The 20029-nt window shown below is 69.9% G+C and carries 17 protein-coding genes; 2 read left to right on the top strand and 15 right to left on the bottom strand.

Translation table 11 applies throughout. The annotated features are described in order from the left end of the window. Positions 1-87: 87 nt before the first annotated feature. Both FSYMDG_RS29260 and FSYMDG_RS14865 read right to left on the bottom strand, forming a co-directional pair. Positions 88-219: a hypothetical protein gene (locus FSYMDG_RS29260; RefSeq protein ID WP_258165200.1), complete on the bottom strand. Its 132-nt coding sequence runs from the start codon at positions 217-219 to the stop codon at positions 88-90. A 551-nt stretch (positions 220-770) separates the two neighbouring features. After that, positions 771-1409, bottom strand: coding sequence for a hypothetical protein (locus FSYMDG_RS14865; RefSeq protein WP_013874227.1), 639 nt, complete (start codon positions 1407-1409; stop codon positions 771-773). Between the two features lie 332 nt (positions 1410-1741). Here FSYMDG_RS14865 and FSYMDG_RS14860 point away from each other — a divergent pair, with 332 nt between their 5' ends. Next, complete coding sequence (locus tag FSYMDG_RS14860) at positions 1742-4411, top strand: sensor histidine kinase (protein WP_013874226.1); 2670 nt, start codon at positions 1742-1744, stop codon at positions 4409-4411. Between the two features lie 67 nt (positions 4412-4478). Here the strand turns inward: FSYMDG_RS14860 and FSYMDG_RS14855 are convergent, their stop codons facing one another. From FSYMDG_RS14855 to FSYMDG_RS14820, 8 genes are all read right to left on the bottom strand, one after another. Beyond that, complete coding sequence (locus FSYMDG_RS14855) at positions 4479-5297, bottom strand: enoyl-CoA hydratase/isomerase family protein (protein ID WP_013874225.1); 819 nt, start codon at positions 5295-5297, stop codon at positions 4479-4481. Positions 5298-5299: 2 nt separating this feature from the next. Next, a complete protein-coding gene (locus tag FSYMDG_RS14850; protein WP_013874224.1) occupies positions 5300-6472 on the bottom strand; it encodes a thiolase family protein in 1173 nt (390 codons plus the stop codon). 151 nt (positions 6473-6623) lie between these two features. After that, positions 6624-7019, bottom strand: coding sequence for a Zn-ribbon domain-containing OB-fold protein (locus tag FSYMDG_RS14845; RefSeq protein ID WP_043606646.1), 396 nt, complete (start codon positions 7017-7019; stop codon positions 6624-6626). 11 nt (positions 7020-7030) lie between these two features. Continuing rightward, positions 7031-8272, bottom strand: a complete 1242-nt coding sequence (locus FSYMDG_RS14840; RefSeq protein ID WP_013874222.1) for a thiolase family protein — start codon at positions 8270-8272, stop codon at positions 7031-7033. Next, complete coding sequence (locus tag FSYMDG_RS14835; RefSeq protein WP_013874221.1) at positions 8265-8762, bottom strand: MaoC/PaaZ C-terminal domain-containing protein; 498 nt, start codon at positions 8760-8762, stop codon at positions 8265-8267. Before FSYMDG_RS14835 ends, FSYMDG_RS14840 begins: the two co-directional genes overlap by 8 nt. After that, positions 8759-9493 carry an enoyl-CoA hydratase/isomerase family protein gene (locus tag FSYMDG_RS14830; RefSeq protein WP_013874220.1) on the bottom strand — a complete coding sequence of 245 codons (735 nt, stop codon included), beginning with the start codon at positions 9491-9493 and terminating at the stop codon, positions 8759-8761. The genes FSYMDG_RS14835 and FSYMDG_RS14830 overlap by 4 nt, the downstream gene beginning before the upstream one ends. Positions 9494-9682: 189 nt before the next feature. Beyond that, positions 9683-11203 (bottom strand): amidohydrolase family protein, encoded by a 1521-nt coding sequence (locus FSYMDG_RS14825; protein ID WP_043603714.1) that lies wholly within the window; start codon positions 11201-11203, stop codon positions 9683-9685. A 103-nt stretch (positions 11204-11306) separates the two neighbouring features. Next, complete coding sequence (locus FSYMDG_RS14820; RefSeq protein ID WP_013874218.1) at positions 11307-12467, bottom strand: PucR family transcriptional regulator; 1161 nt, start codon at positions 12465-12467, stop codon at positions 11307-11309. Between the two features lie 100 nt (positions 12468-12567). Between FSYMDG_RS14820 and FSYMDG_RS14815 the strand changes: the two genes are divergently transcribed. Continuing rightward, a complete protein-coding gene (locus FSYMDG_RS14815; protein WP_050803546.1) occupies positions 12568-14130 on the top strand; it encodes a class I adenylate-forming enzyme family protein in 1563 nt (520 codons plus the stop codon). Between the two features lie 12 nt (positions 14131-14142). Here FSYMDG_RS14815 and FSYMDG_RS14810 read toward each other — a convergent pair whose 3' ends face one another. The 5 genes from FSYMDG_RS14810 to FSYMDG_RS14790 all read right to left on the bottom strand — a co-directional run bounded on the left by FSYMDG_RS14810 (position 14143) and on the right by FSYMDG_RS14790 (position 19967). After that, a complete protein-coding gene (locus tag FSYMDG_RS14810) occupies positions 14143-14775 on the bottom strand; it encodes a TetR/AcrR family transcriptional regulator (protein ID WP_013874216.1) in 633 nt (210 codons plus the stop codon). A 506-nt stretch (positions 14776-15281) separates the two neighbouring features. Continuing rightward, positions 15282-15734 (bottom strand): nuclear transport factor 2 family protein, encoded by a 453-nt coding sequence (locus tag FSYMDG_RS14805; RefSeq protein ID WP_013874215.1) that lies wholly within the window; start codon positions 15732-15734, stop codon positions 15282-15284. Beyond that, positions 15731-16924, bottom strand: a complete 1194-nt coding sequence (locus FSYMDG_RS14800; protein ID WP_013874214.1) for an NAD(P)/FAD-dependent oxidoreductase — start codon at positions 16922-16924, stop codon at positions 15731-15733. Before FSYMDG_RS14800 ends, FSYMDG_RS14805 begins: the two co-directional genes overlap by 4 nt. Further along, positions 16921-18753, bottom strand: a complete 1833-nt coding sequence (locus tag FSYMDG_RS14795) for an AMP-binding protein (protein ID WP_013874213.1) — start codon at positions 18751-18753, stop codon at positions 16921-16923. Before FSYMDG_RS14795 ends, FSYMDG_RS14800 begins: the two co-directional genes overlap by 4 nt. After that, positions 18750-19967: a CaiB/BaiF CoA transferase family protein gene (locus FSYMDG_RS14790; RefSeq protein WP_013874212.1), complete on the bottom strand. Its 1218-nt coding sequence runs from the start codon at positions 19965-19967 to the stop codon at positions 18750-18752. Before FSYMDG_RS14790 ends, FSYMDG_RS14795 begins: the two co-directional genes overlap by 4 nt. Between the last annotated feature and the right edge of the window lie 62 nt (positions 19968-20029).

Here is a 20029-nt window from a genome sequence, read left to right as displayed (position 1 = left end):
ACGCTGAACCGATGGACGCTGAACCGATGGGCGCGGAACGGGTGGGTAGGGAGCCGGCCGTGGGCGGGTCGGACAAGGTGGTCACCGTCAGCTCTCCGGTCCGGTGGTGCTCTCGTCGGTGATCGTGACCGGGCAGGTGCGTCCGGTGGACAGTTGCGGCGTCACCGTGGTGAGCGGGGAACACGCCCGCTCCCCGCCTGGTCCCTGGCTGGTTCCCACGGGCCCACTTGCCGCTCCACTCATCCACCCGCCCCCATGCGTGCCGCACCGGACATCCAACTGTCGCATGGAACCTGCGGGGTGTCCGAACCGCCCGGCCTGAAGCCCGGGCCGCCTGCGACAAAGATCATGGATGCTCTGTGTCGTCCGCGCGGACGGCCGTGGATGGTAGGGAAACGTACGCCTGCGGGTAACCCGCCCACGGGCCGAACCGTCGACCGCTGACCGCCACCAGAGGACGCCCGGTCGGCACTGCCATCGGTACTGCCACATCAGCACTGCCAACGGCATCGTCAGCAGGCGGCCTGGCGACACGATACCCACCATCGGCCTCGACACCACATGCCCCGGGGCGGTCGGGATGCCCCGGGACACCGGACAGCGCCGAAGCTGGCCCGTGCCGCCGTGGCGCTTCTGCCGGGCGGCGCTTCCACCCGGAGATGGTCATTGCTGTCAGGAGATGACCATCTCCGGGTGGGCCCGGGCCGGACAGTCCGGGCGCGTGGCCACCGCACCGCTCACGTCAACTGCGGTGCTCCCATTTCAGGTGCTCATTTCAACGGACGGAAGGAGGGGGGTTGCAGGGCGGACGGCTGCGCTGTGTACACGGCCAGGGTCTGGGCGAGGTTGGTCGGGTCGACACCGATGGCGTGCATGCTGCGAGCGAGATCGTCCATCACCACCAGGGCGTGGTGCAACAGCACCTCGGCGATGCCCGCGGGCCGCTGGACCGCCTGCCGGAACGCGCTGGCGATTTCGGCGTCCCCGGTCAGCGCGGCCAGCGCGCCGACGCGGATCCGCTCACTGAGCGACTCCCACACATGTTCGGAAAGGGGTGCCTGCGCACCGCGCCACACCCCGCGGTAGGTCAACGACCGGATGACCATGTGGGGCTGTTCACCGGTTCGCAGATGCAGGGTCACCGCCCACATCGCCAGCAACCAGCCCAGCGACTGCAGGAGGCGCACGGCGTCGACCCGCAGGCGCGTGGCCAGGGCCGCCTCCGCCTCCTGGCGGGTGGTCGCGTTCACCCACGCCTGGACCAGGCGTTCGGCTTCCACGATGTCGGTGATGTCGAGTTCAGGGGTGCATGGTCGTACGACCGCGGCAGCTCGTTGCGAATCGGTGTCGACCAATGCGAGGGCACCGACATCGTGCAGCGTCTGCCAGGAAAGTCCCGCTGGCGCCATGGCCGATACGGTAATCGCCCGTTCGTCCGTTGAGTCCGTTTATAACGCAGCTCACCTAACTTTCTTCACTACTTCGGCTGCTTCCGGTCGCCAATGCTGCTGGTGTAACCGTATGAACCGTTCCAGGTCATTGAAACGTCTAACGTATTAATTTGAAATGTCAAAGTAGCAAAGGGCGGTACATCATAATTTTTGTGTTCGGAGCCGCGGGACGTGTCCCGGCCGGCCTCGCCCCACACCCCGGCCGGCCCGCCTGATTCCGTACCGGTGCCCGCCCGCCGCCGGTACGGGGTCTGGCGCGGGTATGGCCACGATGGCGGGGACGGCGCACGATGGACGTCGTGAGTCGGGGAACTCTGCGGGTCTACCTCGGTGCGGCGCCGGGCGTGGGCAAGACGTTCGCCGCCCTTGACGAGGCGCACCGGCGTCGGGACCGGGGCACCGACGTGGTCGTCGGCTTCGTCGAGACCCATGGCCGTCCCAGGACGGCCGCGCTGCTCGACGGGCTGGAGGTCGTCCCGCGCCAGGAGATCTCCTACCGTGGCTCGACGTTCACCGAGATGGACGTCGACGCCGTGCTCGCGCGCCGGCCCGCGGTCGCGGTCGTCGACGAACTCGCGCACACCAACGTCCCCGGCAGCCGTAACGCGAAGCGCTGGCAGGATGTCCAGGAGCTCCTCGACGCGGGCATCGACGTCATCTCCAACGTCAACATCCAGCACATGGAGTCGCTCAACGACGTGGTCGAGACGATCACCGGGGTGGCGCAGCGGGAGACGGTGCCCGACGAGGTCGTCCGCCAGGCAGATCAGGTGGAACTGGTCGACATGGCGCCGGAGGCGCTGCGCCGGCGGATGGCCCACGGCAACATCTACGCCCCTGAGAAGATCGACGCGGCGCTGTCGAACTACTTCCGGGTGGGAAACCTCACCGCACTGCGGGAGATCGCGTTACTGTGGGTAGCGGACAAGGTTGACGAACAGCTCGACCGGTACCGGGCCGAACACGGGATATCCGGCACCTGGGAGACCCGGGAGCGGGTCGTCGTCGCCCTCACCGGCGGGCCCGAGGGCGACACGCTGATCCGCCGGGCGGTCCGGATCGCCGACCGCGGCAAGGGCGCCGACCTGCTCGCGGTGCACGTCGCCCGCTCCGACGGGCTGACCGGGGCGAACCCCCGGGCGCTGGCCCGCCAGCGGGCGCTGGTGGAAGACCTCGGCGGCACCTACCACCACGTCATCGGCGACGACGTCCCGGCCGCACTGCTGGACTTCGCCCGCGCGGAGAACGCCACCCAGCTGGTGCTCGGGGCCAGTCGGCGGGGACGCTTCGCCCAGGTGCTCAGCCCCGGGATCGGCGTTACCACCACGAAACTGTCCGGGTCGATCGACGTCCACATGGTCACCCACGAGGAGGCCGGCCGGGGATGGCGCCTGCCGCGCCGTGCCCACGGGCTGCGGCCCCGGCGCCGGCTGATCGCGACCGCGATGGCCGCGATCGTCCTGCCGTTGCTGACGATCGGGCTCGCGAACTCCCGGGGCTCGCTCAACGTGACCACTGACGTCCTTGTCTACCTGCTGGCGGTGGTGATCACCGCGCTGGTGGGCGGGTTCTGGCCGGCGCTGCTCGCCGCGGTCGCCAGCTCTCTGCTGCTGAACTACTATTTCTTCGCCGCCCACCACCGCTGGACGATAGCGGAACGTAACAACGTCTTTGCGCTGGTCGCCTTCGTCCTCGTTGGGATCATGGTCAGCAGGGTGGTCGACCTTGCCGCCCGCCGGTACACCCAGGCGGTGCGGGCCTCCGCCGAGGCCGCCACCCTGTCGGTGCTCGCCGGCAGCGTCCTGCGTGGTGAGGACGCGCTGCCGGCCCTGCTCGAACGGGTCCGGGAGACGTTCGGGATGACGGCCGCGACCCTCCTCGAGCGCACGGACGACAGCAGGCAGAGCGGGCCCGGCACGCGGAACGAGCGGAACGGGCAGAACGCGCGGAGCGGCGGGGGAGTGGGTGTGGCGCGGACAGCCACCGCCGCGGACGCTGACAGGCCGCTGCTCCCGGGCGGCCGTGGCTGGCGTGCCGTCCACAGTGTGGGCCTCGACCCGTGTACGCGCCCCGAGGAGGGCGACGTGGACGTGCCGGTCGGCGACAACCTCGCCCTGGTGTTACGCGGACGCCCGCTGCCGGCCGCGGACCGCCGGATACTCGCCGCGTTCGCCGTGCAGGCCGCGCTCGCCCTTGAGCAGCGCCGGCTTGCCGAGGCCGCAGCCGAAGCCGGGCCGCTGGCCGAGGCGGACCGGGTGCGCACCGCTCTGCTGGCCGCGGTCAGCCACGACCTGCGCTCACCGCTGGCCTCGGCCCGGGCGGCCGTCACGAGCCTGCGCAGCCGGGACGTCACCTGGACGCCGGACGAACAGGCGGAGCTGCTGGCCACGGCCGACGAGTCCATGGACCGGCTCACCCGGCTCGTCGACAACCTGTTGGACATGAGCCGGCTGCAGGCCGGCGTGCTCAGCGTCTTCCCCCGCCAGACCGGTCTCGACGACGTCGTTCCGCACGCCTTGGACGAGCTCGGGCTGCCCGGGCGGACGGTGGAGATCCAGGTGCCGGACGGCCTGCCCGACATCTACGCCGACCCCGCGCTGCTGGAGCGGATCGTGGTCAACCTCGCAGCCAACGCCCTGCGCCACTCCCCGGCGGGGACCCATCCCGTCATCACTGCGAGCGCGTTGGAGGACAGGGTCGAGCTGCGGGTCATCGACCGTGGGCCCGGTATCCCGGTGGAGAACCGGGACCGGGTCTTCCAGCCGTTCCAGCGCCTCGGCGACCGGGACAACACCACCGGCGTCGGGCTCGGCCTCGCTCTCTCCCGCGGCCTGGCCGAGGCCATGGGCGGCTCCCTCGTCACCGACGACACCCCCGGCGGCGGGCTCACGATGGTTCTGACTCTGCCCGCCGCCTGGTCCGTCCAGCATCCGGTCCCCGCCGCTCCTCCCAGCGGGTGATCTGGGATTTCAGGTCGGTTCCAAACCGCCTCGCCGTGTGCGTGGGCAGTTGGCGCGGGTGTTTCCGTCAGGGGCTGGCCGGGCGGTTGAAGACGGGCGGACGGCGCTGCAGGAAGGCGTCGATGCCCTCGGACAGGTCGGGGCCGTGGTGCAGCGCCGCCACACTCCAGTAGCTGGTTGTCATCGCGGTGGCGAGATCGACCTGCCAGGTCGAGCGCAGCGCCTGCTTGGTCGCCTCGACGGCCCGCCAGGACTTCGCCGCGATCTTCGAGGCCAGCTCGACGGCGGCCGGGATCAGCTTGTCGGGCTCGACCACCCGGTTGACCAGTCCGATCTCGAGCGCGCGGGCGGCGTCGAGCAGCTCGCCGGTCAGGGCCAGTTCGGCCGCGAGGCCGGAGCCGAGGAGCCTGGGCAGGAACCACGTCCCGCCGTTGCCGGGCGGCAGCCCGATGTTGATGTAGGTCTCGCCCAGCCTGGCCGCTGTCGAGGCGATCCGCAGGTCGCAGGCCAGGGCGAGATCGAGCCCGCCCGCGGTGGCGCCGCCGTTGATCGCCGCTATCGTCGGCAGCCGCGAGGCGACGATCCGCTGGGTGACCGGGAACAGCACCCGGGCGTTGTAGGGCTCCTGCTCGACGGCGAGCCGGTGGTCGATGTACTCCCGCATCGCCTTCAGGTCGGCGCCGGCGGAGAACTGCCGGCCGGCACCGGTGAGGACCAGGCAGCGCACCGTGCGGTCGGCCTCGAGCGTCGTCAGCGCCGCCAGCAGGTCGCGGACGAGCTCCGGCACGACGCCGTTGCCGCGCTCCGGACGATTGAGCGTCACCACCACGACCCCGTCGGCCACCCGTTCGTGGAAAAGGGTCTCCAGATCGACTCGCTTGCCCATTGTCAGGCCGCCTTCTCAAGGATGGTCGCGACCACGGCCGCGTAGGTACCCGCCAGCCAGCCGCCGGCGTTCACAGCCATGCCCACCCGGGCCCCCTCGACCTGCCGGCCGCCGGCCCGTCCGGTGAGCTGGTCGTAGATCTCGACAAGCTGCGCGCAGCCCGTCGCCCCGATCGGGTGCCCGCGGCTGAGCAGCCCGCCGCTGACGTTCACCGGCAGCCGCCCCCCGAGGGCGGTGGCGCCGGAGCGCACGAGCAGGTGCCCCTCGCCGGGCGCGCACAGGCCGATGTCGGCGTACTGAAGGATCTCCGCGGGCGCGGCGGCGTCGTGCAGCTCGAGCACGTCGAGGTCGTCGGGCCCGAGGCCGGCGTCGTCGAACGCCGCGCCCGCGGCGACGGCCACCGGCTGCGAGCCGGGCCCGGCACCGGCGGCGAGGCGGGTCGCGCGTATCTCGCACCCGGCCCGATCCAGCCGCTGGGCGTAGCTGTCCGAGCACAGCACGACGGCGGCGGCTCCGTCCGTCGTCGGAGAGCACATCGGCAGGGTCAGCGGGTCGACGATCACGCGCCCGGCCAGCACCTCCTCGACCGTCTGCGGCTTCTGGAACTGGGCCAGCGGGTTGAGCGAGGCGTGTCGACGGTTCTTGACCGCGACCGCGGCGAGATCGGCGACCGTAGCGCCGTACTCGGCCAGGTACTTCCTGGCCTCCTGGGCGTAGACGTCGACGAACACGGAGTTCGTGGCCGGCCCGTCCGTCGCGGGGGAGACGGCCGACACGTCGGTGGCTCCCTGCAGGGCGTCGAAGGCCCGGGACCTCTCGGTGTGCGAGAGCTTCTCGACACCGATGACCAGCGCCACGTCGCAGCGACCGGACAGGATGGCCTCGAACGCCAGGTTGGCGGCCGAACTGCTGGACGCGCAGGCGTTCTCGACGTTGACCAGAGGAACCCCGGCCAGGTCGGTGCCCTGCAGCGCCACCTGCCCGCGGATCATCTCCTGCCCGGACACCAGGCCCGCGGCCGCGTTGCCGGAGAAGACGCGCCGCACGTCGGACGCGGTGATCCCCGCGTCCTTCAGCGCGAGATCGACGACCTCCTCGACCATGGCCCGCTCACCGCGGTGCACATCCCGTCCGAAGCGGATCATACCGACACCGATGATCCGTACCTTGCCCATGATGAGCGCACCCTTTCTCGCCGGTCAGGCTGGCCGGTCAGCCTCGCCGTCAGCGTCGCCGGTTCTGTCCAACGTCCGCGCCGGCGAAATACCGGCCCGCGGTTTCCGGACCGCCGCGGACCGGCACGGGGCGGGCGGAAATCCCGGATTCTCAGTCGGCCCGGCGGAACCAGGGAACGGGCCGGTGCGCGATTTCGGCGGCGTCCGCGCCGTGGAACTCGACCCGGCCGTCACAGGAATAGCCGCTCCACTCGCCGTCGGGGTCGGGCCACAGCCGGCCGAGCAGCTGAACACCGTCGTCGAGTTTGACGACCCCGACCGCGTAGGGAAGGTCGTTCTCGAATCCGCTGGGCGGCCCCAACCGCTGTACCGCGAAGCTGTGCAGTACACCCCTGCCGGACGACGGGACCCAGCTCAGATCTGTTTCGTAACAGAACGGGCAGAGATGGCGAGGGTACATGATGTTGTGATTGCACGCCTTACAGTGCTGGACGACGAGTTCACCGCGTTTCAGGGCCTCGTAGTACGGCTCCGTGAGCGCTTCCATGCCGGTCTCGGTCACCGGGCCACCCCCTCCAGCAGCAGTACCTGGCTGTCCATGTAGGTCCCGCCGGTGCCGCCGCAGACCGCCCGGGTGGCGCCGGCTACCTGGCGTTCGGGGCCTGCCCTGCCGAGCAGTTGGCGCACCCCTTCCGCCAGCAGCGCGCTGCCGCCGCCGACCCCGGTGTGGCCGGCGGACAGCAGCCCGCCGTTGGTGTTGACCGGCAGCCGTCCGCCAGGTGAGAACTCGCCGCTGGCGAACATCCGGGCCGCCGCGTGCTTCGGCGCGAGCCCGAGCCCTTCGAGGCCGCTGGTGAGCACCGCGGCGTAGGAGTCGTAGACCTCGGCGAGATCCGCGTCCGACGGGCCCCAGCCGGCCTGCTCGTACGCGTCCACCCCGGCCTTCGCCCAGCCGAGCACGGCGAGGTCGGCCTCCTGGCCGATGCTGTAGTGGGAGACGCAGCCGCCGGATCCGGCGATGCGCACCCATGCGTCCCTACCGGCGCGGCGGGCGTTCTCGGCACTGGTCATGACGAACGCGACGGCCCCGTCGGCGAGCATGGGGCACTCGAGTGCGTGCAGCGGGTCGGTCACCATCTTCGAGTTCAGTACCTGGTCGACGGTGAGCGTCCTGTCCCTGTACATCGCGTTGGGGTTCAGCCGGGACCACTCGCGCAGCGCCACGCAGACCGACGCCATGTCCGCCGCGGTGGAGCCGCTCGCGGCCATGTAACGACATGTGATGAGTGCTCCCACGGCGTTGAACGTCAGCCCGGAGAGCTTCTCCCACTCGCGGGGGATGCCGTTGGCGGTGAGCATGTCGATCATCTCGCCGACCGGCGCGGAACCCCACTTCTCGGACTGCACGATCAGGATGTTGCGCGCGTGCCCGCTGGCGATCAGCCCCGCGGCGGAACGGATCGTGTTGTCGCTGGTGGATCCGCCGGAGTGCAGCATGAAGCTGCTCTTGGCCCGCCCGTGCAGCCCCAGTTCCTCGACGAGCCGTGAGAAGATCAGATCAGCCTGGTCCGCGAAGGAGTGCAGGCACGGGATCAGCAGGATGGTGTCGATGTCGGGCACGGTGAGCCCGGCGTCGCGGACCGCGGCGACCGCGGCATGCACGAGCTGCCCCATGAACGGGCGGTCCGGGTAGCGCCCGGACGGCAGCTCACCGAGACCGACGAAAACGGCCTCCTCCGGCGAGCCGCGGTCGGGAAGGGCGCTCGGCGCGGCATCGGAAGCGGGATCACTGTCAGGCACCGTTGTTCTCCACGGGTGGCCGGCGGCGGGCGAGCAGGACCATGCGGAACTGCATGACCTCCTCGTCCTTCTGGTTGATGACGCTGTAGTCGAGGCGCAGCGTCCCGTATCTGGCGTTGTTGCCGGTCTCGCTCTCGACGACCTTCGCGTGCACCTGGAGCGTGTCGCCCGGATGCACGGGCGCCAGCGCACGCAGGTGCTGGCACTCCAGGAAGGCCACGATCGCTTCGCCGAGGAAGCCCGAGAGCGCGACGAGCCCCACCGCGAAGCCGAAGGTGAGCGGGCCGTGCGCGATACGGCCGCCGAAGCGGGTGGTACGGCCGTACTCCTCGTCGACGTGCAACGGGTAGTGGTCCCCGGTCAGACCGGCGAAGGTGGTGATGTCTCCGATGTCGACGGTGCGGCCGGGGGTGCGCACGGCATCCCCGACGGCGAAGTCCTCGAAGTACCGCCTGAGACGGTTGAAACCGGAGAGCGTCGTGCTGCTCATAGCGACAGCGCGGCGAGCGCCTCGTGGACGAGGCCCAGGCTGAGTTGTTCGTGCATGAGCCGCTTGAGCTCGCGGGTCAGCGCCACCCGGGTGTAGCGGCGGGCCAGCGGTGGCTTGGCCGCGATGTTCTCGGCGATCTCGCGCGCGCGGGGGAGGACCTGCTCGGCCGGGAGCACCTCGTTGACCACGCCGTAGTCCAGCGCCTGGTGGGCGTCGAGCTCCTGGCCGGTGAGCAGGAAGTAGCGGCCGCGCTGCGGCCCGAGCACGTGCGTCCATGTCACGTGCGCCCCGTCACCGGGGACGATGCCTGACGGGAAATGCGGGGAGTCCCGGAACGTGGTGGTGTCCGCGGCGATCGTGATGTTGGACAGGACCGGTATCTCCGGATGGATGGTGGCCGGGCCGTTGATAGCGGCGATCACCGGAACCTCGATGTCGAGCAGGTTGTTCAGCAGCCGCTGGCCCTCGAAGATTATCTGCGACCAGTCGATCGCGGTCGAGAGGCCGAAACTCGAGAAGTCGATCTCCGAGCAGAACGAGTCGCCGGCGCCGGTGATGATGACAACCTTGTTCTCGGGATCGCAGGCGACGTCGGCGAAGCAGTAGGCCAGCTCGTCGTGGGCATTGGACGTCCACACCAGGCTCTTTCCCTCGCTGTGGACGGTCAGTTCTAAGATTCCGTCTTTGCGTTCGAGGCGGATGTTCTGGTATTTCTTCGCGTAGTCGTCCAATAGCGGGTGATATATGCTATAATTTTTACCCTTTCCGAAACAATTGTTTGTTCAACATTAGCAGGGGTGTCGCGTGCCCACAAGCGAGGTGTTCCGTGAACCCGGATCCCGCACGGAGCGGAGCACGGGGCCTCCCTGCTGCGGCCGCGCCGGCCGGCGGTGCGCGGTGCGTCGTCGGGCGGTCCGTTTTCAGGGCGGGTGCGGCGAGCCCGGTGCCGGTTGCCGGCGGTCCGGCGTCCACAGTTGGGTCGTCGACACCGTGACCTCGACGGACTCGACGCCGGGCAGCGCGGTCAGGACATCGGTGATGTAACGCTTCAGGCCGGAGAAGTGCACACAGGAGGTGTCGGTGAGGACGAGCACCACCCGCACGTTCCCCGCGTGGCACTCGATCTCGTCGACCAGCCCCATCTCGCAGATGTCGATCGGCGTACGCATGAGCAGGCCGCACGGCTCGGGGACCGAGCGCAGCGCCTCGCGGATCCGCTCCTCGGTGGGTGCCGCCGTCTCCGTGCGGTTCACAGGGCCCCCGATCCGCTCCGTCGGTTCCGCGCCGCGCCGTCGTCCCCGTTCCTCGGAGGACGACTGTGCGCACGCCCTGCCCGGCGGCTCATCCCCGTACCGCTGTCGCGCCCGTGCGTAGCTGTCCCCAGGGCCGGGCCACACCGCGCAGGCGCTCGCGGGCGAACTCGTCGTCCGCGACGCGGCTGGTAACGGTGGCTGCGTCGAGGCCGAGCAGGCGCAGCGCGTTCCCGCCGAGGATCCTGCGGCGGTCCTCGGCGGTCCTCGGCGGTCCTCGGCGGTCCTCGGCGGTCCTCGGCGGTCCTCGGCGGTCAGCTGGGGATAGCCGTGCTCGGCCACCAGGTCGTCCGGCAGCTCATAACCGTCGAACGCGGCCAGCAGCGGAGCCGGGTGGGAGAGGTTGGAGCCGCTGCCGAACATCAGCTGGTCGGCGCCGCAGGCCCGCAGCAGGGTGCCGAGGATCTTGGCGAACACGAGCGGCCTGACCACCACGTAGGCGAATACGGACTCGAGGGTTGCGTAGAGGTTGCGGTGCCGGCGCAGCAGTGTCGCGGTCTCCTCGAGGAAGGCCGCGCCCGCGTGTACCACGTGGAAGTTGATGTCGGGGAACCGTTCCAGCGGGAGATCCAGGTCGTCGAGGCTGAAGGCGCTGCGCGGGGCGGGTGGCAGCCACAGTGCCTTGTGCACCGCGACGTTGCGGATGCCGAGGTCGCGGGCGGCTTCCAGCAGCGGGGTGGCGTAGTCGGCGTCGTCGAGCCGCCAGCCCCTGCCGACATCGTCGTAGAAGAAGGCGGGATACAGCTTCAGCCCGTCGACGCCGAACTGGGTGACCTGCTGTTCCAGCTGGGTGATCGGGGTGTCGACCGTGGCGAACAGCCGGAACCGGTCGGGGTAGCGGTCCCGGAACGCCGCGGCGCGTTCGGGCGCGGTCACGTGGCCGCGGGCGAATCCGAGGTTGGGCAGCGCGTGGATGACCGCGAGGTCGACCGGGCTCTCGACGAACAGCGAGTCGGCGATCGCCTCGAAGGGGAAGTCGGAGAAGAACTCGTCGTGGGTGAGCAGGTACTCGGGACGGTTCTGGTCGGTCGCGAGGACGTGCGCGCCATAGACCGCCTCGAGCTGATCGCGGGCCTTGGGGTTCTGGTTCGCCGGGGCGAGGTTGTAGGGATGCACCACGGCATCCACCACGACGGCTCCGTCGATCATTGTCGCCCTCCGATACAAACAACTGTTTGTTGCAAAGTTTCCATGGTGGTGCCCGCCCGTCAACCAAGCGACCCTCGGACGCGGTCTACGCGCCGGGGCCCGTCGGCCGGATGCTGGCGTACTCCAGCGCCCACCAGACCTCGACGAGGGCGTCTGTGTCGGCGAGGTCGGCGCCGGTGATCGTCTGATACCGCTCCAGTCGGTAACGCACCGTGTTTTCGTGGATCGACAGCGCCCGTGCGACCGCTGCCACCGACCGGCGTTCGCGCAGGTAGGTCTGCACGGTCTCGAGTATCTCGGCCGACGCGCTTCCGCTCCGGCCGCTCAGGCGGGTGATGTAACGGCGGAACAGCTGTTCGCCGAGTTCGCCCTGCTGCTCGACCGCGGCCCGTACCGACAGCGACGAGCTGTCCACGACACCGGTACGGCGGTAGCGCACGGCGACATTGAGCACCCGGGTGGCCTCGGCGAACGCCTGCGGGACACCGGTGAGCGTCACCGGCCCGGCAACCGCGATCACGGCATCGTCGTGTGGAACGGGACGGATCGCGCTGATCCCCACCACGTCGTCGTCGAACATGGTGATCAGTGGCCGGAAACCCACGCCGATGCCGGCCGACTCCAGTTGCCGGATCAGTCGCTGCACCCCGTCCGGGCGCTGCCGGCAGCGCAGCACCCAGTACTCCCGGTCGGGCAGGATGCCGTGTATCGCGCCGCCCTCGACAAGCTCGGCGGGGTCGACTCCGCCGGTGAGGATACGGTGCAGAAACGCCATCCGGTGGCGCTCGTCGCGACGGGCGGCGTCGATCTCCACCTGCTGGCGCGCGGAAACCAGGACGCTGCTGAAGCGGTCCGTGAGGTCCCACAGCTGCCGGGCCCCGGTGAGCACGGCCCACGGGTCGGCCCCGGCCGCCACCGCCTCCTCGATGAACGCGTCGCGCAGCACGCTGAGCACCCTGCGGTATGCCTCGACGACGTCCTCGGAAGGGATGCCCTGTAACGCCCTGCGCTGGCCGGAGGCCCGCTCGTCCTCCTCGATCTCCGAAGGTAGCTGGTCGCGCCGCTCGAGGACCGCGACGACCCGGGCGACGTTGCGCCGGCACGACCGGCGAAGGTCGTCGTCGGGCACCCGGTCGTAGGAACGCAGCGTCCGAAGCGCGCTCAGCTGTCGTTCGACCAGATCGTCGGTGCGTTGGCGGAGCCGCTGCGCGGTCGTGACCAGCAGGCTGCCACTGGCATCAGGCATCGGCACCACCTCGATCTTGGAGAAGGCTCCTAATACTGGTCCCCGTTTTCCATGGATTCTCCATATCTTCGGACGTGCCGTGTTTCCTAGTCTCATCGCTATGGCTGACGGCGATCAGATCACGGCGGCCCAGGTTCTCTGGGATGCCGCCCGGCGGCATCCCGACCGGCCCTGCCTGACCGATCTCGACGATGCCGTCGGTGCCACCACGTCGACCTACGCGCAGCTGGTCGAACGCGTCGCCGCGGTGGCCGGCGGACTGCTCGGGCTCGGTCTTGAGCCCGGCGACCGGGTCGCGCTGCTGCTCCACAACAGCCACGCGTACGTCCAGGCGTATCTCGGTGCCACGGCGGGCGGGCTGGTCGCCGTCCCCCTCAACGTCCGGCTGACACCCGCGGACTACCTGCACATGCTGACCGACTCGGGAAGCCGGGTGCTGGTGACCACCAGCGAGTTCAGCGACCGGCTCCCGGATCCGTCGCGGCTGCCCGGGCTGACGATCGTGTACGCCGACGCGCGGGACGACGCGGACTGCGGGCTGACGGCGCTGGCCGCCCGCGCCGAACCGCTTGCGCGGCCGGTCGCGCGGGCCGATGGTGACCCCGCGAGCCTGATGTACACCAGCGGCACGACCGGCTCACCGAAAGCGGTCGTCCTCAGTCACCGTTCCTGGCTCAGGATTGCCGAGACCGCGGTGCGGGTGCTCGGGCTCGGCGACGACGAGGTCACGCTGCACGTTGCTCCCCTGACACACGGGGCGGGCTTCCTGCTCCTGCCCACGCTGCTGCTCGGCGGCCACAGTCTGCTGTGCCACTCCTACGACGCCGGGCGTGCCCTGCGCCTGCTCACCGAGCACGGCGTCACCGGGATGTTCATGGTGCCGTCGATGATCAGAATGTTGCTGGACGCGCGGCCACCGGACTGGACGGTTCCGGCCTCGTTGCGCCGGCTCTACTACGCGGGCTCCCCGATCGACCCGGAGACCATGCGGGAGGCGACGGAGGTCTTCGCCGGGCGTCTGATCCAGTCGTTTGCCCAGATGGAATCACCGATGTTCTTCACGGTTCTCGACCAGAAGGACCATCTGCACGCGCTGGGGAATCTTGATTCGCCGCTGGTCCGTTCGGCTGGGCGGGTGCTTCCCGGGGTCGAGCTGCGCATCGTCGACGACGCGGGAGCGACCCTGCCCGACGGCGCGGCCGGGGAGATCGTGGCGCGCGCTCCCCAGACCATGAACGGGTACTGGGGCCGGCCCGCGGACACCGCGCGGACGATGGCCGGCGGCTGGCTGCACACCGGCGACATCGGCTACCTCGACGGCGACGGCTATCTGTACATCGTCGACCGGAAGAAGGACATGATCGTAACCGGTGGGTCGAATGTCTATGCCCGTGAGGTGGAGGACGTTCTTGTCGATCTTCCGGGGGTGAAGGACGCGGCCGTGATCGGGCTGCCACACCGGATCTGGGGCGAGGCGGTGACCGCCGTACTGGTGTCGGCGAACGACAGCCGTGACAGCGACGCGGTGCTGGCCGCATGCCGGACGAGGCTGGCCGGCTACCGGGTGCCGAAGCGGGTGGTGTGGGTGGAGTCGCTCCCGCGCAACGCCTACGGCAAGGTCCTCAAGCGGCAGCTGCGCGAACAGTTCTCCGGATCGGGGTGATGCGGCGGGCGGTCATTTCTGTAGTCCGATCAGAGCGTTGTCGGCGAGGACCTCGCTGAGCGCCTCGGGGCTGAGCGGGCCGGTAGGGGAGTACCACTCCGTCGCCGAGTTCAGCATGCCTATCAGGGCGAGTACGGCGATGCGGGGATTGCTGAGGTCCCGGAACTCTCCGGAGCTGATGCCATCGTTCAGGATTCTGCTGAAGAGCTCCTCGTAGCGCTGCCGCATCAGGATGACGCGTTCTTTGTGCTCGGAGCTCAGGTAGGTCCACTGGTGGAAGCTCACCCGCGTCTGCTCGAGGGCGGTCGCGAGGACCAGCATGTGCGCTTTGATCGCTTCTCGCAGTCGAATCGTTGCGGACTGTTCTGACTCCGCTATCGGCGCGATGGCGTCCAGATAGCTTCGGATGCCCCGTTCGACAATTTTGATCAGCAGGTCTTCCTTGCTGTTTATGTGGACGTACAGGCTGCCGGGCAGGATTCCGACCGCGTCGCTGATGTCCCGCATCCCGACGACCGGATACGTCCTCTCGCCGAACAGGCGGATGGCCTCCCGCTCGATGAGCTCGGCCGACACAGGCCCCGAGGCCGCTCGAGTGCCGCGTTCTCGCTGTCTGGTCACCCGTAGTTCCCGCTGCTTAGCCACCCGTGTGCCTCCCCGAAGTCCTGATCCAGATCCGATCGTACGGTCGCGCCGGTCCGATATCGCCGGAGAACTGGAAAATTTGTCCGCCTTGTCCGTTTCGTAAGCAGGCAAAACGGTCATTTGGTACCGATGATGTGACCTATTCAACAAACAATTGTTTCGTCGATCTGTCCCCCACGGGGGATGACGATCGCGAACGACAGGATCCCCCCTCCGACAGGTTGCGCTCGTGGCGACCGTCGTGGTTTCGTAACTGTTACTGTATGTCGAGCGGGCCGGTTCCGATACGTGGCTGACCGTCTTCTACGGGTGAACGCCGGCTCTTCAGCCCGCATCCGCCGCATGGAGTGCGCGGCACACTGGGTACCCAATCTGCGCGCCGGAGGCACCGTGCCCGAACCTGCCTCCGGCTGTCGATCTTCCTCGACTGAGCTGCCTCGGCGCTTCCTCCACGCCGTCCCGCTGGTTCGGCAGACGGTGGCAGGTCTGTTGCCAGGCCCGTCGGATCAGCCCGCTTCCGCCGCGGCCGCGATGGTCGCGCCCGTCAGCCCGGCGCTGGTGAACGACGTGAAGCGGCGCGAACGGAACCGCCAGCGGCCCTCGGAACGAGCGAACTCGTCGTGATAGCGGCCGATGACGACGAGCCGTACCGTGTCCGCGTCGATGCTTATGACCTGCACGTACGCGCTGCCCGAGGCGCCGGTGGCCGAAGGCTCCACAACCACCGAGGAAACGAGATGCCGACTGCCCGCTCCCCGGGCCGCAACGCCGCGGACCAGCTCCGCCAGCGCGGCCCGGCCGTGCACCGGCTCGGCGTCGTCGCGTACGAAGATCCCGTCGTCGGTGAACAGGTCCGCGAGGTCCTCCGGGCTGTTGTCGTCGAAGGCGTGCGTGTACTGCGCGTACAGCTCGGTGATTTCCTGGCGGGCGGCGGCATCGAGCTCGTGGGCGACGGTCATCGGAGGACCTCCCTGACGGTGGTGGATTCGTGGGCCGCGCGCAGCTCCTTGCGGCTACGCAGGAACTGGCGAGGGTTGTTGACGGCGAACACACCGCTGACCCGGCCCTCGGCGAGAAAGTGCCCGACGAACGAGTCGGTGGCCATGTCACCCGCCACCACGACGAACTCGCTGCCGGCGTCGGCCCGGCCGGCGAACTGTAGCCGCAGCCCGAGCTGATCCGACCAGAAGAACCCGTCGTCGAGCAGGTTCGGAGCGGGCAGCCCGAGCAGCGTGTGCGCGGCGCGCCGGGCGCTGTTGCCCGCGGCGGTCCAGTGCCCGACGGGGACCAGGCCGTGCTCGGTGCGATGACAGACGACGTCTCCCGCGCCGAACACGTCCGGCGCGTCCGTCCGCCCGGCCAGGTCGCACACGAGGCCGTCGGCGACTTCCAGACCGGCCTCGGCGAGCCAGCCGACATCGCGTACGACCCCCACGCCGACAACGACGGCATCCGCGTCGAGTACCGACCCGTCGGAGAGCCTGAGCCGTTCGCCGCCGTCCGGCGCGGCCCCCGCGGCGGCGACGGTCACCCCGCAGCGGAACTCGACGCCGTGTGCCCTGTGCCGCGCCTGCAGCCAGTCCGCGACCAGCGGGCCCACCGTGCCCAGCAGCGGCGCGGGCTGGGCCTCGATCACCGTCACCGCGCAGCCTCTCGCGCGCGCCGTCGCGGCGACCTCCAGACCGATGAACCCACCGCCGATCACCGCGATCCGCCGTCCGTCGCGCAGCACGGCCGCCAGCCTGCGGGCGTCGGCGGCGGTGCGCAGCGCGAACGCCGCCGCGCGGCCGGTGACGACGTCCAGCGGCCGCGCCTGGGCACCGGTGGCGATCACAAGCCGGTCGTAGGGGACCACCGGTCCGCCGGCGACAGTCACCGTATGGGCCACGGTGTCCAGCGCGATGACGGGCTGGCCGAGCTCAAGCTCGATCCCCAGAGCGCGGTAGTCGGACGGGCCGAGAAGACGGATGGCATTGTCCGGCAGCGCGTCGAGCAGGTACTCCTTGGACAGCGGGGGACGGTCGTAGGGCGGCTCCGTCTCAGCGGAGAGGATGCGCACCTCGCCGCGGTGGCCCAGGTCACGCACGCTCTGGGCGGTGCGGACGGCTGCCAGCCCGCCGCCCACGATGACGATCCGTGGGCCGCTCACACCGACCCCACCGGCGCCGGCCGGGCAGCGTCAGGCGCGGTCCGTGCAGCCTGATCTGCCTGTGTCGTCTGGTCCGCCTGTGCGGTCTGGGCCAGCAGGGCCACCGCCCGCTCCGCCAGCACGAACTTCTGCACCCGGCCGGTGGCCGTCACCGGGATCTCGTCCTCTTCGATGAACAGCACCGCGTCGGGGACCTTGAAGCGCGCAAGCCTGCTCGAGCAGTAGGCGACGAGCTCGTCCGGCGTGGGCCGCCCCGGGCCGGGCACGATCCAGGCGCACCCGACCTCACCCATCCGTGCGTGCGGGATCCCGACGACGTGCGCGGCTGCCACGCCCGGGTGGTCGGTGAGCACCCGTTCCACCTCGCCGGGCAGCACCAGCTCCCCGCCGCAGCGATAGGACTCCTTCTTGCGGCCGGTCAGTATCAGATAGCCCTGCTCGTCGATGCGGCCGAGGTCGCCCGTGCGCATCCACCCGTCGGGGGTGAACAGCGCCACGGTCTCCGCGGGCTTGTTGTAGTAGCCGTGGGTGACGATCGGGCCGCGGACCACCAGTTCGCCCACCTCGCCGGCCGGGATGTCCGCGCCGGTCTCGGAGTGCACCGTCCGGTAGACGGCGAGCGTGCCACCGAGCTCGGCGGCACCGGCGATACCCGCCGGCTTGGTAGTCCCGTTCGTGTTCGCCAGCCGGTCGAGGGGGTCGCCCGGCCGGGTACACGTCGTCGACGCCGTGGTCTCGGTCTGACCGTACGCGGTGAAGATCTCGTCGACTCCCAGCACCTCGAGCATGTCGGCCCACATGCCGGCGGAGTGCGCGGCCCCGGAGGAGAACATCGTCCGCAGCGACGACAGGTCGTGGGCGCCGGCCCGTGCCGCGTCGAGCACCATACTGGTCATCGCCGGGACGCAGATCAGCTCGTCGATACGGTGGCGGGCGATGTCCCGCAGGGTCTGCTGGGCGTCGAACGTCGCGTGCGGGCAGATCGCCCCGCCGACGAACAGCGCCGCGATCAGGCCCTCGACATAGCCGAAGACGTGGTAGATCGGCAACGCGAACAGGATCCGCCGGCCGTCCTCGAAGGCGCGGGTGTAGGCGCTGGCGTACGCGGTCCGCAGGACGGCGTCATGCTGGAGCATCACGCCCTTGGCCGCACCGGTGGTGCCCGAGGTGTACAGCAGGTCGGAGACGGCGTCGGGATCGGCTGACACGGTGCGTGACCGCACATCTTCTTCGCTGATCCCACGGCCGAGCTCCACGAGCTCGCTCAGCGGCCGGCCGCGGGCCGGCTCGCCGTCCGTGCCGAGCACGAACACGTGCCGCAACTGGGGCAGCGAGCTGCCGCCCGCCCCGCTCTCCCAGCCCGGGGCGATCCGGTCCAGGGCGTCGAGGTAGTCCAGGTCGCGGAAGCGGTCCATCGTGATCAGGACGACGCTGTCGGACTGGCGCAGCACGTAGCTCAGTTCCTCGTGCCGCAGCCGGAAGTTGATCGATGCCGACACCGCCCCGACCCGGGCCACCGCGAACTTCAGGGCCACGACCTCGGGCAGGTTCGCCATGTCCACGGCGACGTGATCGCCCGGCCGGATCCCGATCGCCATCAGCCCGGCTGCCAGCCGTCTCGACCAGTTGGCGATGTCGCCGTAACTGTAGGACCTGGTGTCGCCGAGAACGAGTGGCCGCTGAGGATGTTCGGTGGCTAAGAGATCGAGAAGCTGGGCGGTCGTGCGGGGTATCCAGCGGGGGTAACGCGCCTCCAGAGCGTCACGACGCTGGGCAGTGCTCGAGCCGGTCGTTGTGGTTGAGCCGGTCGTTGTGGTTGAGCCGGTCATAGTGGCGACACCGTCGCTTCCGTCATCGAGTCGGGGACAAGGTCGAGAATCTTGCCGGGGGGCATGCCCACCTCGGCGAGTACCTCCGCGGTGTGCTGGCCGAGCGCGGGCGGTTCGCGCATCGCGCATGAGCCGTCGGTGTCGATCGGCAGCCGGAGCTGTCTGAGTCCGCTTGTGCGCAGCGCGTCGCCGAGGGGCTCGGCATCGCGGACGAGGGCGCGCTCGCGGGTGACCGGATGCGCCAGGGCTGCGGCCAGGTCGTTGACCGGCCCCGCCGGAACGCCGGCGGCGGAGATCCGCCCGAGCCAGTGCTCGGACGGCGCGGTGCCCAGCCGCTCCTCGATGGCAGCTGTCAGGGCGTCGCGCGCACGCACCCGGTCGGCGACGGTACGAAAGCGTGGGTCGTCCCGGAGCGCGGGAAGGTCGAGGGCCGTGCAGAGCCGCTCGAACAGCCGGTCCGTCGCGGCGGCAATCATGATCGCGCCGTCCGCGGTGCGGAAGGCCTGGTAGGGAGCGGTGCTCGGGGCGGCCGAGCCGAGGCGGCCGGGGAACCCACCGGTTCCGAGGAATCCCATGACCTGGTGGCAGAGCAGGAAGAACCCGCTGTCGACCAGGGTGATCTCCAGCCGCTGGGCCTCGCTCCCGTCGGTGCGACGGGCGAGCGCGGCCTGGATCGACGTGATCGCCCAGAGCCCGGTGGAGACGTCCACGACGGACGGCGCGGCGCGGGCCGGACGGCCGTCGGCGTCACCGGTCATCTCCATGATGCCGGTGAAGGCCTGCACGATCGCGTCGTACCCGGGACGGTCGTGCCCGAGCGGGCCCTCGCCGAAGGCGCTGATCGAGCAGTGCACGACGCGGGGGCTGACCCGGCGGAAGTCGTCGAAGCCGAGCCCGAGCCGGTCCGCGACCCCGGGCCGGAACGATTCGACGACGACGTCGGTGCTGGCCGCGATCCGCAGCACCGCGTCGCGGCCGGCCGGGGTGCCGATGTCCAGGGCGACACTGCGTTTGTTTCGGTTCACGGTGAGAAACACCGTGCTCTCCGGTCCCCAGCGTGGCGGCAGGCTGCGGGTGGCCTCTCCGCTGCCCGGACGTTCGACCTTGACGACGTCGGCGCCGAGATCGGCAAGGATCAGGCAGGCGAGCGGGCCCGCGATGTTCTCGCTGAGGTCGAGTACCCGCAGGCCGCGGTAGGTCTGGTCGAGCGTCATGTGAGCACACCGGTCATGGGGCGTCTCCAATGCCTGTGGCGGGTCGGTGACTGTATCGATCT

The organism is Candidatus Protofrankia datiscae (assembly GCF_000177615.2).
Classification (GTDB): Bacteria; Actinomycetota; Actinomycetes; order Frankiales; family Frankiaceae; genus Protofrankia; species Protofrankia coriariae.
The sequence above is the reverse complement of the archived record's forward strand: the minus strand, read 5'-3'. Positions and strand labels throughout refer to the sequence as shown.